Raw genomic sequence first — 16,197 nt, 5'->3', positions numbered from 1 at the left:
GCGCGTGGACCGTCGCGTCGCGTCAGCGGAGAGCGGCCTGGCGGCGTCGCGTGCGGCCGCGGCGGCGGGGGCGGACCGGGACCTTCAGGGGGTGCTTGCCGAGGCGGAACATCACGGCGACCTGCACGACGTACAGGACGACCGCGCCGAGGGCCGCCGCGCTGCACCCGACGAAGAGCTCGCCCACGTCGACCGTCCGGCCCGTCAGGTCCGCGACGTCGGCCGCGAGCGCGTGCAGCCGGTCGCGGTACGACCCGACCAGCCAGGCCGCCGCCCCGGCGAGCAGCCCGACGACGAGCAGGGCGTTGCGGCGGACCGCGCGACCCGGCGAGACCCAGTGCCACCCCGCGTACTCCGGCTCGGGGGCGGGATGCTGCGGGCCGTCCCACCACCGGTCGCGCCGGTCGTCCGGCTCCGCCCGCGCGTCGTCGTCGTGCGCGTCGCGCGTGCGGGGTGCCAGCCGCTGCCGGTCGGGCGCCCCGCCGGACGCGAGCAGCGCGGTCGCGCGGTCGAGGACCTCGGAGGCCGCGTGGTTCGCGGGGGTGAGGGCGCCGGCCAGGTCGAACGTGAACAGCACCATCGCGTGCCGGTCCGCGTACTCGACGGCCTCGTCCGAGTAGCCGGGACCGGTGAAGAACCACAGCTCGAGGTCGGTGCGGTCGGCGCGGGCGCCGTAGAGCCGCTGGAGGTCGGGCCGGCCTGCGCGGCCGCCACGGAACTTGACCTGCGCGAGGGCGTGGCGGGCGGTGACGTCGAGACCCCCGTCGGCGCCGCGTCCGGGGTTGGCGCTCGCATCGGGGTGGCCCAGCTGGCGCATGTGGTGCGCGGCCATCTCCTCCGCCTCGCGCGGGGTCAGGACGTGCCGGCCGGGCACCCACTCGCTCACGAGGCAGGAGGCTAGCGAACGGTCCCGACAAGTCCGGCATCCCGTCGGCACGGCCGGCGCGGTTCGTGCACGGTCCGCGGTCACAGACGTGCGCGTGGGTCGACGGGCGGGATCGGGGTCGGGCCGGGCGAACCGCTCGCGGGGCGGACCACGGTCCCCGAGCCGTCCACAGCCCGGCCGCACGCCTGCGTCTCCCCAGGTCAGGTGCACCGTCGGCGGGTGTCGGGCGCGGACGCTAGCGTGACGGCCGTGAAGGGGACCCGGACGGCCGGCGCGCTGCGTGTGCACGTCGCCGAGCGCAGCGACGTGCTCGTCGACGCGCTCGCGACCGTGCTCGCGCAGGCCCCGCCCGACCCGTTCACGCCCGACGTCGTGCTCGTCCCGACGCGCGGCGTGGAGCGGTGGGTCGCGCAGCGCCTGTCGCACCGGCTCGGCGCGGGGCCGGCGGGCGACGGCATCTGCGCGAACGTCCGCTTCTCCTCCCCCGCCCGTGCGGTCTCCGACGTGCTCGCGCGCGTGCTCGGGGTGTCGCCCGACGACGACCCGTGGGCCCCCGAGCGCGTCGCGTGGCACGTGCTCGGCGTCCTCGACGACGCGGTCGGCGACCCTCGGCTCGTGACACCCGTGGGGCACCTCGGGGACCCGCACGACGACGTCCGCCAAGGCAGACGGTTGCGGCTCTCGCAGCGGCTCGCCGGGCTGCTCGCGTCGTACGACGCGCAGCGGCCCGACGTCGTGCGCGCCTGGGCGCAGGGCCGCGACGAGGACGGCGCCGGCGCACCGCTGCCGGCCGACCTCGCGTGGCAGGCGCACCTGTGGCGGCTCGTGCGCGAACGCGTCGGTGCACCGTCGCCCGCGCAACGCCTCGACCACGCGCTCGCGGCCCTCACAGCCGACCCGGCGCTCGTCGACCTGCCGGAGCGGCTCTCGGTGCTCGGGGCGACACGTCTGCCGGACGCCCACGTGCAGGTGCTGTCGGCGCTCGCGCGGCACCGTGACGTCCACCTGTGGCTCCCGCACCCGTCGCTCACCCTGTGGCGCGAGGTCGCGGACGTCGCGCCGACCGACCCGCACCGGCGCGCGCTGCCCGTCGTCGCGTCGCACCCGCTGCTCGCGTCGATGGCGGGCGACGCGGTCGAGCTGCAGGTGCGGCTGGCGCCGCTCGTGCCCGACGTGGTGCTGCACGGCACGCCCGCACCACCTGCGACCGCCCTGGGGGCGCTCCAGGCCCGGATCCGCGCCGACGCGGTGGAGGGACCGCGTGAGCCGGTCGGCCCGGACGACCGGACCGTGCAGGTGCACGCGTGCCACGGCCGCCACCGGCAGGTCGAGGTGCTCCGCGAGGCCGTGCTCGGGCTGCTCGCCGACGACCCGACGCTCGAGCCGCGGGACGTCGTCGTGATGTGCCCCGACGTCGAGGCGTTCGCCCCGCTCGTGTCGGCGACGTTCGGCGACACCGGTCCGGCGGTGTCCGGCGGGGAGCACCCCGGCCGCGCTCTGCGCGTCCGCGTCGCCGACCGTGCCCCCGCGCGTGCCAACCCGCTCCTCACGTTCGTCGCGACCCTGCTGGAGCTGGCCGGCTCGCGCGTGACGGCCTCCGCCGTCGTGGACCTCGCGGGCCTCGAACCCGTGCGGCGGCGGTTCGTGCTCGACGACGTCGCGCTCGACCGGCTCCGGTCGTGGGCGCTGCAGGCCGGCGTGCGCTGGGGCGAGGACGTGACGCGTCGCGAGCGCTACCGGCTGGGCACGGTGGCGCAGGGGACGTGGGCTGGCGCGCTCGACCGGCTGCTCCTCGGCGTCGCGATGGCCGAGGAGGACCAGCGCTACGTCGGCGCTGTGCTGCCCGTCGACGACGTCGACAGCACGGACGTCGACCTCGTCGGACGCGTCGCCGAGCTCCTCGACCGGCTCACCGGCGTGCTGCACGAGCTCGACGGCACGCGGCCCGCAGGTGCGTGGCTCGACACCGTCGAGCGCGCGTTGCGGCTGCTCACCGACGTCGCGCCGCAGGACCGCTGGCAGCAGGTGGAGGCCGCGCGCGTCCTCGGCGAGGTCCGGCTCACGGCCGACCGCGACGCGCGCGACCTGCGGCTGCCGGACCTCGTCGCGCTGCTCGAGCCGCACCTGCGCGGCCGACCCACCCGCGCGGGATTCCGCACCGGCGCCCTGACCGTGTGCTCGCTCGAGCCCATGCGCGCGGTCCCCCACCGCGTCGTCGTGCTGCTCGGCATCGACGACGGCGTGTTCCCCCGCGGCAGCGGCCGCGACGGCGACGACCTGCTGTCGCGCGACCCGCTCGTCGGCGAGCGGGACCGGCGCACCGAGGACCGCCGCCTGTTCCTCGACGCGGTGACCAGCGCGACCGAGCACCTCGTGGTGCTGCACTCGGGGGCCGACGAGCGCACGGGCGCACCGCGGCCGCCCGCCGTGCCCGTGGGCGAGCTGCTCGACGCCCTCGACGCGGCCGTCGACTTCGGCGACGGCCGCGACGCGCGCGCGCACCTGGTCGTGCACCACCCGCTGCAGACGGTCGACGAGCGCAACTTCGTCGCCGGGGCTCTCGGCCGTCCGGCGCCGTTCAGCTTCGACGCGCTCGACCTCGCCGCCGCACGTGCCGGCCGCCGCGAGCGCGTCGGTCGCGGCCCGTTCGTTCCGGAGCCCCTCCCGCCCGCCGAGCCCGTCGACGACGTCGGCGACCTGGCCGAGATCCTCACCCACCCCGTTCGCGCGTTCGTGCGCCGCCGGCTGCGGGCGGTGCCCCCGCGCGAGACGGAGCAGCTCGACGACCGGCTGCCGCTCGAGCTCGACCCGCTCGAGCGCTGGGACGTCGGACGCCGGCTGCTCGAGGCCACCCTCGACGGAGCCACGCTCGACGACGCGGTCGCGGCCGAACGACGTCGCGGGCACGTGCCGCCCGGGACGCTCGGCGGGACGACGCTCGCCGGCGTCGCGGAGTCCGTGCGGCCGCTGCTCGACGCCGTCGACACGTGGCGCGTCGGCGAGGCCGGCATGCGGGACGTGCGCCTCGTCTTGCCCGACGGGCGGTCGCTCGCGGGGACCGTCGGCCCGTTCCACGACGACGTGCTGCTGACCGCCGTCTACTCGCGGCTCGCCCCGAAGCACCGGCTGCGCGCGTGGGTGCTGCTGCTCGCGGCGGCAGCCGACGGCACGTCCGAGGCGGCCGGGCTGACGGCGGTGACGGTCGGGCGCGGGCCCGGCGGCGGGGCGCGCGTCTCCGAGCTCCGGTCACCCGGCCGCGCCGAGGCCGCGTCGATCCTCGCCGACCTCGCCGACCTGGCCGACGCCGCGCTGCGCGAACCCCTGCCGTTGCCGCTCGCGACCAGCGCGGCCTACGGGCACGCCCGCTGGTCCGACCAGACGACCGAGGACGCGCTCGCCGCCGCGCGCAAGGAGCTCGGCACGCTGGACGACAGCCGCAACGGACGCGGCGGCTTCGAGGTCGCCGAGACGTCGCACGCGCTCGTCTGGGGCGAGGGCTTCACGCTCGACGCCATCGCGGGCGTGCCGTCGATGGCCGACGTCGCGCGATGGCCCGACGACACGACCCGGTTCGGCGCGCTGTCACGGACGCTGTGGGACCCGATGCTCACGCACGAGACGATCTCGATGGTGGTCGCATGAGCCGCCTGTTCGACGTCTGCGGCCCCCTCCCGACCGGGACCGTCGTGCTCGAGGCGAGCGCCGGGACGGGCAAGACGACGACGATCGCGTCGCTCGCCGCGCGGTACGTCGCCGAGGGCGTCGCCCGGCTGCCGGAGCTCATGCTCGTGACGTTCGGCCGTGCCGCCACCGCCGAGCTCCGCGACCGCGTGCGCGCGCGGCTCGTCGACGTCGAGCGCGCGCTGCGCGACCCCGCGGCGGCGGCCTCGGGCGACGAGGTGGTGCGGGACCTCGCGACGACCGACTCGGCCGAGCTCGCGCTGCGGCGGTCCCGCCTCGCCCGCGCCCTGTCGGAGGTCGACGCCGCGACCATCACGACCACGCACGGCTTCTGCCAGCAGATGCTCGCGGTGCTCGGCACCGTCGGCGACGTCGACCACGACGCGACGCTGCTGCCCGACGTCGCCGACCTCGAGGCGGAGGTCGTCGACGACCTCTACCTGCGCAAGTACGCGGGTGCCGAGAGCGCCGTGCTCGACGTCACGACGGCGCGGACCGTGGCCCGGGCCGCGGTCAGCGACCACGCGGCGACACTCCAGCCCGACGACGCGAGCCCCGGCTCCGCCGCCCAGCACCGGTACGGCCTCGCGCGCGCCGTCCGCGACGAGCTCGGTCGGCGCAAGCGCGCCCGCGGCGTCGTCGACTACGACGACCTGCTCGTGCTCCTGCGCGACGCACTCGCGCACCCCGTGACCGGCCCGGCCGCCGTCGAGCGCGTACGCGGGCGCTACCGCGTGGTGATGGTCGACGAGTTCCAGGACACCGACCCGGTGCAGTGGGACATCCTGCGGCTCGCGTTCCACGGCAGCCGCACGCTGGTCCTCATCGGCGACCCGAAGCAGGCGATCTACGCCTTCCGCGGTGCCGACGTCGCGACGTACCTGCGAGCGGCGCAGACCGGCGACGCCCAGACGCTGGGGCGCAACTGGCGGACGGACGGGCCGGTCATCGACGGTCTCGCGCCGATCCTGCGCGGAGCGGCGCTCGGTGACCCGCGCATCGTCGTGCACCCCGTGACGGCGGCCCGCACCGGACGACGGCTCGAGGGCGCGCCGCCCGTCGTGCTGCGGCAGGTCACGCGCGACGCGGTGGGCGCGACGCCCGGCAAGCAGCCAGCGGTCGGCAAGGTGCGCGAGCTCGTCTACCGGGACGTCGCCGCGCAGGTCGTGCGCACGCTCGAGCAGACGCGGCTCACCGACGGTCCGGACCGCCCGACGCGACCCGTCCGGCCGGCGGACGTCGCGGTGCTCGTGCGCACCAACGCGGAGGCGCTCGCGGTGCACGGCGCGGTCGTCGGCGCGGGTGTCCCCGCGGTGATCTCCGGGCTGGCCAGCGTCTTCGGCAGCGCGTCCGCGACCGACTGGCTCACGCTGCTCGCCGCGCTGACCCGCCTCGCGGACAGCCGCACCGTCGCGGCCGCGGCCCTCACGCCGTTCGTCGGCTGGGACGCCACGCGGCTCGCGCTCGCGACCGACGACGACCTCGACGCGCTCGCCGACCTCGTGCGCGGGTGGGCGCACGTGCTCGACGAGCACGGTGTCGCGGCCCTCCTCGAGGCCACCGCCGCGGCCGGACTGCGCGAGCGCCTGCTGCGCGGACCCGACGGCGAGCGCCGGCTCACGGACCTGCGGCACGTCGCCGAGGCCCTGCACGAGGCCGCGCTCGAGGGCGGCCTCGGCGCGTCGGCGCTCACCGAGTGGCTGCGGGCACGCATCGACGAGGCCGCCGTCGACTACGCCGAGGAGCGCAGCCGCCGGCTCGAGACCGACTCGGCGGCCGTGCAGGTCATCACCGTGCACGCGAGCAAGGGCCTGCAGTTCCCCGTCGTGCTCGTGCCGTTCGCGTGGAACCGGTGGTCGCCGCGCTCGCCGGAGATCCTGCGGTTCCACCAGGACGACGAGCGCGTGCTCCACGTCGGCGGCCCGGGCAGCCCCGGCTACTCCGAGGCTCTCGCCCGGCACGAGGCCGACGAGCGCGGCGAGGACCTGCGGCTCGCGTACGTCGCGCTCACGCGCGCGCACTCCCAGGTGGTCGTGTGGTGGGCGCCGAGCGCCAACTCCTCCACGTCGGCGCTCAGCCGCCTGCTGCTCGCGCCCCGGGACGCGCACGGCACGCCCGCGGCGCGGGTCACCGTGCCGAACGACGCGGCCGCCGGCGCACGGTTCGCCGCGCTCGCGGACTCGTCGGGCGGGACGCTCGTGCACGAGGTCGTCGACCGTGCCCCGGACGCCGTGCGGTGGCGCCCGACCCTGCCGCCCGCCGCCGACCTCGACGTCGCCGTGCTGGACCGCGAGGTCGACCTCGGGTGGCGGCGCACGTCGTACTCCGGACTGACCGCTCACGCCCACCACGCGGGCGTCGGCGACGAGCCCGAGAACCCGGGGATCCAGGACGAACCCGACGACGACGCGGCGGCCGCGGTCGCCGCCGGCACGCTCGACGTCGACGCGGCACTGCGCGGTGTGCCGTCGACCATGGCGGACCTGCCGGGCGGGACGGCGTTCGGCACCCTGACGCACGCCGTCCTCGAGCACGTCGACACGCACGCCGCCGACCTGCGCTCGGAGGTCGTGGAGGCGTGCCGCGCGACCGGGCTCGCCACCCCGCTCGGCGTCGCCCCCGAGGTGCTCGCCGACGCCCTCCTGCCGGCGCTGCACACGCCGCTCGGACCGCTGGCCGGCGGTCGCGCCCTCGCCGACGTGGCCCCGGCCGACCGGCTCGCCGAGCTCGAGTTCGAGCTCCCGCTCGCCGGGGGCGACCAGCCCGCCACGCCCCACGCAGACGCGGCTGCCCCTTCCGGCACTGAGGCGGCCGAGAGTGGTCCAGCAGGCTCGCTGCGGGACGTCGCAGATCTCCTGCGCCGGCACCTGCCGCCCGACGACCCGTTCGCCGGATACGCCGACCGGCTCGACGGCGACCTCGCCGCGACGCGGCTGCGCGGGTACCTCACGGGCAGCATCGACGCCGTCCTGCGCGTGCCGGACGGGGACGGCCACCGCTACCTCGTCGTCGACTACAAGACGAACCGCCTCGCGCCGCACGACGAGCCGCTGACCACCTGGCACTACCGCCCGGACGCCCTGGTCCGCGCGATGACCGACTCGCACTACCCGCTGCAGCTGCTCCTGTACTCGGTGGCCCTGCACCGCTACCTGCGCTGGCGGCTGCCCGGCTACTCCCCCGACCGGCACCTCGGCGGAGGTCTGTACCTGTTCGTCCGCGGCATGGTCGGTGCGAGCACCCCGGTCGTCGACGGCGTCCCGACGGGGGTGCTGTCCTGGCGTCCCCCGCCGCAGCTCGTCGTCGCCCTCTCCGACCTGCTCGCGCGCGGCCCGGCGTCGCACGACCTCGCGTCGCACGACACCGCGTCGCACGACCTCGCGTCGCACCGACCCGCGTCGGGCGCGCACGAACCGAACGAGGGCGTGTCGTGAGCGCGAACGGGCCGGAGACTAGTCCTGTCGTGAGCGCGAACGGGCCGGAGACGAGTCCTGTCGTGAGCGCGAAGGGACCGGAGACGCGTCCTGTCGTGAGCGCGAACGGGCCGGAGACGAGTCCTGTCGTGAGCGCGAATGGGCCGGAGACGAGTCCTGTCGCGAGCGCGAACGGGCCGGGGACGAGGACCGGCGTCAGCGCCCCGGTGTGGGACGGTGACCCGGACCCGCGGGTGCCGTGGCGCGTCGACGGTCTGCTCGCGCGGTTCGTCGCGGCGGGCGCGCTCGTGTCGGCGGACGTGCACGTCGCGCGTCGGCTCGGCGCGATCGGCGGTGAGCCCGACGAGCGGGTGCACCTCGCGGTCGCGCTGGCGGTCGCGTCGGTGCGGTCGGGCTCGGTGTGCGTCGACCTGACGTCGGCCCCGGCGGCGGTCGCGACGGACCTGGGCGACCGCGACCCGGTCGGCGCCGCGGACCTGCCGTGGCCGGCGCTCGACGGTCCGGACGGGTGGCGCGCCGCGGTCCGGCGCAGTCCGCTCGTCGCGGACGGCGCGACCGGCCCGGACGACCGGCCTGTGCGGCTCGTCGACGACCGCGTCTACCTGGACCGGTACTGGCGCGACGAGCTCGCCGTCCGCCGCGAGGTCGAGGCCCGCGTCCGCACGACGCTGCCGGTCGACCGGTCGTCCCTCGACGACGTCGTGCGGCGACTGTTCCCCGACGACGCCGACGAGCAGCAGCGTGAGGCGGTCCGGGTCGCGTCGGGCTCGCTGCTGACGGTCCTCACCGGCGGTCCGGGGACGGGGAAGACGACGACGGTCGCCCGGCTCGTCGCCGCGCTCCAGGCGGTGGTCGGTCCGGACCTGCGGGTCGCGCTCGCGGCACCCACGGGCAAGGCCGCCTCACGTCTCCAGGAGTCGGTGAACGCCGAGGTGGAAGGGCTGCCGGACGCCGACCGGGACCGCGTCGGCACGCTCGCCGCGTCGACGCTGCACCGCCTGCTGGGCCGCCGCCCCGGGAGCTCGACCCGGTTCCGGCACGACAGGACGCGGCGCCTGCCCTACGACGTCGTCGTGGTCGACGAGTCCTCGATGGTGTCGCTGCCCCTCATGGCGCGGCTCGTCGAAGCCCTGCGACCTGGGGCGCGGCTGGTGCTCGTCGGCGACCCCGACCAGCTCGCGAGCGTCGAGGCGGGCGCGGTCCTCGGCGACCTCGTGGAGGCGTTGCACGGCCGGGCGGTCGTGCGGCTCACCCGGACCCACCGGTTCGGGCACGAGCTCGGGGGTCTCGCCGCTGCGATCCGGGAGGGCGACGCGGACCGGACGCTCGCGCTGCTGCGCGCGGGCGGTGCGCACGTGCACCTCACCGAGACGGCGGGCGACGTCGCGGCGCCGCACGAGCTCGTGGGGCTGCGACGCGACCTCGAGGACGCGGGTCGGGCGCTCGTCGCGGCCGCACGTTCCGGGGACGCCGCCGGGGCCCTGCGCGCGCTCGGACGGCACCGCCTGCTGCTCGCGCACCGGGAGGGGCCTGCGGGCGTCGCGCACTGGGCGGCGCAGGCCGAGGCCTGGGTCGAGGGCGTGACCGGCGGACGACCGGACGACGGTCCGTGGCCGCCGGGACGGCCGTTGCTCGTGACGGAGAACGACGCGACGAGCGGCCTGTCGAACGGCGACACCGGCGTCGTCGTCCGCGACCTCGGCGGCGAGGTGGCCGATGCGTCCGACGGGGCGGTCGTGGTCGCGTTCGGCGACGCCGAGCGGCCGCACCTGGTGCGACCGCACCGGCTGCCCGCCGTGCAGACGGTCCACGCGATGACCGTGCACCGCGGGCAGGGCAGCCAGTTCACGCGCGTCACGGTGCTCCTGCCGCCCGCGGCCTCCCCCCTGCTGACGCGCGAGCTGCTGTACACGGCCGTGACGCGCGCGCGGGACTCGGTGCACGTCATCGGCTCGGAGGCAGCGGTGCGTGCCGCGGTCGAGCGCCCGGTCCGGCGCGCGAGCGGCCTGCGGCACGCGCTCTAGCCAGTCCCCCGGTGGCCCGCGCGCAGACCGTGGCGCGCGCTCCAGCCAGTCCCCGGTATCGCGCGCGAACGGCCTGCGGCACGCGCTCCAGCCAGTCCCCGGTGCGGCCCGCGAGCGGACCGTGGCGCGCGCTCCAGCCAGTCCCCGGTCCCGCGAGCGAACGGCCTGCGGCACGCGCTCCAGCCAGTCCCCGGTGCGGCCCGCGAGCGGACCGTGGCGCGCGCTCCAGCCAGTCCCCGGTCCCGCGAGCGAACGGCCTGCGGCACGCGCCCCAGCCAGTCCCCGGTCCCCTACGCGAGGCCGAGGTCCCGGCGCAGGAAGACGCTGTGTGGGTCGAGGACGTAGTCGGCGAACGGGGGGCACTCGACGAAGTCGGCGCGGGCGTACAGGCGGCGAGCCGCCGCGAAGTACTCCTGGGTGCCGGTCTCGAGCAGGACGCTGCGGTAGCCACGGAGCGTGGCCTGCGCGAGCGCGTGGTCCAGCAGGGCGGCGCCGACGCCCTGCCCGCGAGCCGCCGGCGCGGTGCGCATGGACTTGAGCTCGGCCGACGCGCCGCCCAGGGCCTTGAGCGCGACGGTGCCGAGCAGGGCCCCGCCACCGTCGCGGGCCGTCCAGAAGGTGACCGCCGGGTCGGTCAGGCCGGCGGGGTCGAGCGCGTGGACGGACTCGGCGGGCGACGTCGCGTACATGTCCGCGAGGTGCTCCTCGAGCAGTGCGAGCACGTCGGGCCGCAGTGGGTCGTCGACGTCGATCGTCAGGACGGTGGCCGGCACATCGGGCTCCTCTCGGCGTGCATGCCGACGGGGAGGGCGCTGCCGCTGTGGCGCGGGCCGTCGGTGCGGGGCCCATCGTCGCGCGCTCGTATGTCGCGGGTGTTGCGTGTCGCGCGCACGGGCGCGGAGCCGGCCGTGACGTGCCGACGACCAGCCTCGGGGCCGCAGACGACGACGCCCGGTCGCCCTCAGGAGCGAGGGCGACCGGGCGCGGTCCGGCTGGGCCGTCAGGCGGCGGGCACGGGCTCCCGCGGGGTCGGCACGACGGTCGCGTCGCGGACCTCGTCGTCGGCCGAGGCGGCCTCGTCGACGTCGTCGGCGAGCAGGTTCGACGCCGACGCGGACGCGTACCGGTCGAGGTCGAGGATGCCTTCGCGCTTCGCGACGACCGTCGGCACGAGCGCCTGACCCGCGACGTTGACCGCGGTGCGGCCCATGTCGAGGATCGGGTCGATCGCGAGCAGCAGGCCGACACCGGCGAGCGGCAGGCCGAGGGTCGACAGCGTGAGGGTCAGCATGACGACGGCCCCGGTGAGGCCCGCGGTCGCGGCGGACCCGACGACGGACACGAACGCGATGAGGACGTAGTCGGTGACCGACAGGTCCACGCCGAAGATCTGCGCGACGAAGATCGCGGAGATCGCCGGGTAGATCGAGGCGCAGCCGTCCATCTTGGTCGTCGCCGCGAGCGGCACGGCGAACGACGCGTAGGAGCGCGGCACGCCGAGGTTCCGCTCGACGACCCGCTGCGTGACGGGCAGGGTGCCGACGGACGAGCGCGACACGAACGCGAGCTGGATCGCCGGCCACGCGCCGCGGAAGAAGGCGCCGATGCGCAGGCCGTTCGTGCGCAGGATCACCGGGTAGACGACCAGCAGGACGACGGCGAGGCCGAGGTAGATCGCGGCGGCGTAGGTGCCGAGCGGGGCCAGCAGGTCCCACCCGTAGGTCGCGACGGCCTTGCCGATGAGGCCGAGCGTGCCGAGCGGGGCGAGGCGGATGACCCACCACAGCACCTTCTGCACGACGGCGAGCGCGGACCGGTTGAACGCGAGGAACGGCTGGGCGGCCTTGCCGGTGCGCAGCGCGGCGATGCCGACGACGAGCGCGACGACGACGATCTGCAGGACGTTGAACGACACCGACGTGCTGGCCTCGACGGCGCCGTCGGCACCCGTGGTGACCTGCGTGCCGGCACCGATCCCGAGCCAGTTGCCGGGGATGAGGCCCTTGAGGAAGTCGAGCCAGGAGCCGCTCGCACCGGCCTCGAAGCCGTCCTCGGGGCTGAGAGTCGACCGCGCGCCGGGCTGCAGCAGCAGGCCGAGGCCGATGCCCACGCCCACGGAGATCGCGGCGGTGACGGCGAACCACAGGAGGGTCTGCCAGGCGAGGCGCGCGGCGTTGGTGACGCGCTCGAGGTTCGCGATCGACGTGACGATCGCGAGGAACACGAGCGGCGGGACGATCGCCTTGAGCAGCGTGACGAACGACGACCCGATCGTGTCGAGCGTCGTCGTTAGCCAGTTGGGCTCGCCGGAGGGCGTCTGGCCCATCTGCAGCGCGATCCAGCCGAGGAGCACGCCGAGGCCGAGGCCGAGCAGGACCTGGACGGTGAAGGAGGGGAACCGCAGCCGGCGCTGGGGCTGCGTCGTGGTGGTGTCAGACACGGGGTGAGGCCTTTCCGGGGCGCGGGCGCGCCGCGAGGGAGGTCCGTGAGGGACGCGTCGGGGGGACGGAGCCAGGTCGACGAGCGACGTGGCGGTGACCGGCGGGGCGTGACCGGCCGGTCGGCCGAGGTCAGGGCTGCGGGAGCGGCGCCGGACCGTCAGGGACCCGTGCGGGTCCGAGGTGCCGGGTCAGCGACCGGCGGGGCGATGCGGAGGCCGACAGAGCGCGCTGGCGACCCGACGCAGGTCGACGGCACGGCGCTCGGTCAGGTGCAGGCTCACGCGCGGCAGCTCCAGGTTCGGGGGCGGTGGCCGCTCGACGGCGACCACAGTGCGCAACCGAGCGCCGGCCTCGACTGTTCCCTGTATGCGCCACGGACCTGTCGGTGAGGCGGACGTCACAGGCAAGCGCCTCCCGGCCGGATCACCCGGCCGTCCCCGTATCGCCCCGGGCCAGGACCGCTCCTGCCTCCCGAACGCACGCTCGACGACAGGGGGCATCTCATGGCAGCGACGTTCGGCGTGGAGGCCATCCGCCACTTCGGCAACGCACGGGCGAACGGCGTCTCCACCGCCGCGGACCTCACCTACACCTTCAACCGCAGCAACGGGTTCGACGACGAGCTCCGCAGCTCCGGGCACACCCGCGCCTTCTACTGGTCCGAGCAGGACGTGTGGGAGAACGACATCCAGGACACGAGCGGCGGCGGTGACGACCGCACGTGGGTCGACGACGTCGACCTGTTCTGGATCGAGACGCACGGCAACCACACGGCGGACGGCCAGGCCCGGCTGCTGTACGACGTCCCGCGCGACCAGTGGCGCACGTTCTCGGGCACGTGGGAGCTCGGCGAGGACTGGAACGCGGAGTGGGTCATGGCCTACTCGTGCGACACCGCGCCGCTGGGCACCCTGACGGGGCTCTGGAACATCTTCGACCGTCTGCACCTGTACTGCGGGGCGTGGGAGGAGATGTGGGACGGCATCACGACCGACGAGTGCGGCGAGGACGTCGCGAGCAACCTCACGGACGGCGACACCGTGTCGTCGGCGTGGATCGACGGCGTCTCCGACTGGTGGTTCGACAACCACCCCGTCGTCGTCGGACCTGCGACGTCGCAGACGTGGAACGGCGGCGACGTCATCTGGTCGCTGAGCCCGCACAACCGCGACCACCTGTGGGGCCACGGCTCGGTGTCCCCCGACCTGTCCCCGTCCCAGCAGGGCTGCCTGCTGTGGCGCTGGGCCGAGGGCTGAGAGGGAGAAGGACATGACCACGACGAAGGACCTGACCGAGCGCCTGACGGGCCTGGTCGGCGAGGTGCCGGACGTGACCGAGGTCGTCGAGCTGGCGACGCCCGGCCCGGAGGCGTTCGTGCGGCGCAACGAGAAGCTGTTCGCCGCGCTCGCGGAGGCCGCGGGCATCCCGCTCGACGCGTCGCAGGGCGGTCTTCGGCTGGCCGACCGCTCCGTGTACCGGGGTGAGGACGGCGGGCGCGCCGTGACGTTCCACGCGTCGGGCGCGCTGACGCTGCACGCGGGCGTCGACCCGCTCGACGACCTCTTCGACGAGGTGCTCCCGGACGAGAAGCTGCGCGGCTACGTGGACGACCAGGTGGCACGGCTCGGGCTGGCGTCGCTCGTCGACCGCGAGGACACGCTCACGTTCGAGCGGCTGTGGAAGCTCAAGGCGGCCGGCGCCGACCGCGAGGGGAAGGTCAGCGAGCCCGTGCTGACAAGGGCCGTCGGCGCGTACCGACACGCCGTCCGCGACCTGCCCGTGCTCGGGCGGGCGTCCGGCAGCGTCGAGGTGACCGGCTCCGGCCGGCTGTCGTCGCTCACGCTCACGCTGCGCCGGTTCGCCGGCGACGGGAGCGGCGCGACGCTCGACAAGGCGGTCACGCGCCGCCCCGACGACGCCGCGTCCGAGGTCGCGGCCCGCCTGTCGCGCCTGCTCGAGGGGCGAGAGGAGGACGTCCGCATCGAGCCGCAGCTGTTCGCGTTCGGCTACCTGAGCCTCGGGCGGCGGCGTGCGCAGAGCGTGCTCGCGCCGATGTACGTCGCCGGGGTGACCGTCGACGGCGGCGAGGAGGCCGAGCGTTCGGCCCACGTCGTGGCCGTGACCGGCAGCGAGAAGCAGTACCTGCGACTTCCCGTGGGGGTGCGTACCGCGGCGGAGCGACGCTCCGCCTGACGCACAGGGCGAGCGCCGCGGGCTCCCGGGGGGAGGGCCCGCGGCGCTCGCGCGTGCGCGCGGTGCGGCACGACGCCCCGGTCGAGCCGCGGTCCGCTCGGTGCGGCACGGCGCCCCGATCGGGCGGCGGTCCGCTCGGTGCGGCACGGCCCCCGGTCAGAGTTCGCGCGCGGGCGTCAGAGCCAGGGCGCGCAGGGGCCGCTGCCGAGCAGCGCGAGCCCGGTGAGGTCGCCGGCCTTGAAGTCCGTGACCGACGGGTCGGTGGTCGGCGCCATGAGCTGGGTCGGGTCGTCGACGTGACCGAGCCCGACGACGTGCGCGAGCTCGTGCATCGCGACCGCGCGCGCCATCGCGTGCCCGTCCGGCTCCTCGAGCATCGCGCCGAGCTGCGCGGCGTCGAGCGACACGCTGCCCGACACGGCGACGCTCGGCCGGCCCGCGGCCTCGAGCGCGACCGGTCCTGCGACGCCCGCGACACCGCCCGCGAGCCGCGCGTCCTCGGACTCGTCCGACCAGCTCACGAGGACGGGCGCCCACCGGTCGCCGTACCGGTCCGGCTGGTAGGGCGCGCGGTCCTCCGACGGCTGCTCGTCGGTCTCGCCGTCCGCGACGAGCACCAGCCCGGTCGCCCGGCTCAGGCGTGCGGCGGCCTCGTCGATCACCGCGCGGCCCCCGGGGGGCTCGCCGTCGGGCCGGACGACGTAGTGGACGGGACGGCACGGGCTCCAGGCGACGGGTGTCCGGCCGTCGGCCTGCGTCTGCAGGTAGGCGTACGAGCGGCTGACCTGCGCGAGCGACGGCGGCCGGCCGATCGGGTCACCGGACTCCTCCACGCCCGCGGGCGGGACCACGGGGGCGCGCACCAGCCCGCCGACGACGGCGTCGAGCCACGGGGAACCGTGCACCACGGGGGCGAGCACGCGCTGCGCGTCGTGCACCAGGCCGGGTCCGAACGTCGTCGCGGCGAGCCCCAGGACGACGCCCAGGGCGAGCGTGCTCGGGACCGGGCTGCCGGCGCGTCGACGCGTCCGCCGGGCGTCCGACCGTCCCGCCCGCCCGGCGGCGGGTGCGGGGACCGCGTCGGCCGCGGTGCCGGGGCCGACGACGGCCGGGGTGCGGGGACCGGCGTCGGCGGGGGTGCCGGGGTGGGCGGCGACCGGGGTGCCGAAGGCGGCGGCCGGGGTGCCGGAGCCGGCGGCGGCCGGGGTGCCGGAGCCGGCGGCGGCTGGGGTGCTGGAGTCGGCGGCGGCCGGGGTGCCGGAGCCGGCGGCGGCCGGCGTGCTGGAGTTGGCGGCGGCCGGCGTGCCGGGCGGCTCGGCGATCGACTCGACGGCGGGTGCTGCCGGCTGCGACGGCAGCAGGGGCGCCGACCCGTCGAGCGTCGTGACCCGTGATCCCGCCGGACGCGCCCGGGCCGCCCGCTCGTCGAGGAGCCATTGGGGCACGCGACCGCTCGGCGACGTCGGCACGTCGCGCGGGAGCGGTCGGGACCCCTCGGCGGTCACGTCCTGCGCATCGACCGGACGGAGCCGCACGTG

General features: G+C 76.4%; 10 protein-coding genes. 5 read left to right on the top strand and 5 right to left on the bottom strand.

What is annotated here, in order from left to right:
* Nucleotides 1–22 precede the first annotated feature (22 nt).
* A complete protein-coding gene (locus GXP71_RS03260) occupies nt 23–886 on the bottom strand; it encodes a restriction endonuclease (RefSeq protein WP_162351482.1) in 864 nt (287 codons plus the stop codon).
* 249 nt (nt 887–1,135) lie between these two features.
* Between GXP71_RS03260 and recC the strand changes: the two genes are divergently transcribed.
* The 3 genes from recC (at nt 1,136) to recD (ending at nt 10,025) form a co-directional block, all read left to right on the top strand.
* Nucleotides 1,136–4,528: an exodeoxyribonuclease V subunit gamma gene (gene recC, locus GXP71_RS03255; protein WP_238402598.1), complete on the top strand. Its 3,393-nt coding sequence runs from the start codon at nt 1,136–1,138 to the stop codon at nt 4,526–4,528.
* The gene (locus GXP71_RS03250) at nt 4,525–8,001 is read left to right on the top strand and encodes a UvrD-helicase domain-containing protein (RefSeq protein WP_162351480.1); all 3,477 of its coding nucleotides are present in this window, start codon (nt 4,525–4,527) and stop codon (nt 7,999–8,001) included. The genes recC and GXP71_RS03250 overlap by 4 nt, the downstream gene beginning before the upstream one ends.
* A 128-nt stretch (nt 8,002–8,129) precedes the next feature.
* The gene (gene recD / locus GXP71_RS03245) at nt 8,130–10,025 is read left to right on the top strand and encodes an exodeoxyribonuclease V subunit alpha (RefSeq protein WP_238402596.1); all 1,896 of its coding nucleotides are present in this window, start codon (nt 8,130–8,132) and stop codon (nt 10,023–10,025) included.
* Nucleotides 10,026–10,315: 290 nt separating this feature from the next.
* Here the strand turns inward: recD and GXP71_RS03240 are convergent, their stop codons facing one another.
* From GXP71_RS03240 to GXP71_RS20625, 3 genes are all read right to left on the bottom strand, one after another.
* A complete protein-coding gene (locus GXP71_RS03240) occupies nt 10,316–10,798 on the bottom strand; it encodes a GNAT family N-acetyltransferase (RefSeq protein WP_238402595.1) in 483 nt (160 codons plus the stop codon).
* A gap of 227 nt (nt 10,799–11,025) precedes the next feature.
* Nucleotides 11,026–12,465 carry a dicarboxylate/amino acid:cation symporter gene (locus GXP71_RS03235; RefSeq protein ID WP_162351479.1) on the bottom strand — a complete coding sequence of 480 codons (1,440 nt, stop codon included), beginning with the start codon at nt 12,463–12,465 and terminating at the stop codon, nt 11,026–11,028.
* A gap of 189 nt (nt 12,466–12,654) precedes the next feature.
* Nucleotides 12,655–12,966 (bottom strand): putative leader peptide, encoded by a 312-nt coding sequence (locus GXP71_RS20625; RefSeq protein WP_370520973.1) that lies wholly within the window; start codon nt 12,964–12,966, stop codon nt 12,655–12,657.
* Between the two features lie 3 nt (nt 12,967–12,969).
* Here GXP71_RS20625 and GXP71_RS03230 point away from each other — a divergent pair, with 3 nt between their 5' ends.
* Both GXP71_RS03230 and GXP71_RS03225 read left to right on the top strand, forming a co-directional pair.
* Nucleotides 12,970–13,722 carry a DUF6345 domain-containing protein gene (locus GXP71_RS03230; RefSeq protein WP_162351478.1) on the top strand — a complete coding sequence of 251 codons (753 nt, stop codon included), beginning with the start codon at nt 12,970–12,972 and terminating at the stop codon, nt 13,720–13,722.
* 13 nt (nt 13,723–13,735) lie between these two features.
* Complete coding sequence (locus tag GXP71_RS03225; RefSeq protein WP_162351477.1) at nt 13,736–14,659, top strand: hypothetical protein; 924 nt, start codon at nt 13,736–13,738, stop codon at nt 14,657–14,659.
* A 176-nt stretch (nt 14,660–14,835) separates the two neighbouring features.
* Here GXP71_RS03225 and GXP71_RS03220 read toward each other — a convergent pair whose 3' ends face one another.
* Nucleotides 14,836–16,104, bottom strand: a complete 1,269-nt coding sequence (locus GXP71_RS03220; protein ID WP_162351476.1) for a matrixin family metalloprotease — start codon at nt 16,102–16,104, stop codon at nt 14,836–14,838.
* Nucleotides 16,105–16,197 lie beyond the last annotated feature (93 nt).

This window comes from Cellulomonas sp. H30R-01 (genome assembly GCF_010119915.1).
GTDB lineage: Bacteria > Actinomycetota > Actinomycetes > Actinomycetales > Cellulomonadaceae > Cellulomonas > Cellulomonas algicola.
The sequence above is the reverse complement of the archived record's forward strand: the minus strand, read 5'-3'. Positions and strand labels throughout refer to the sequence as shown.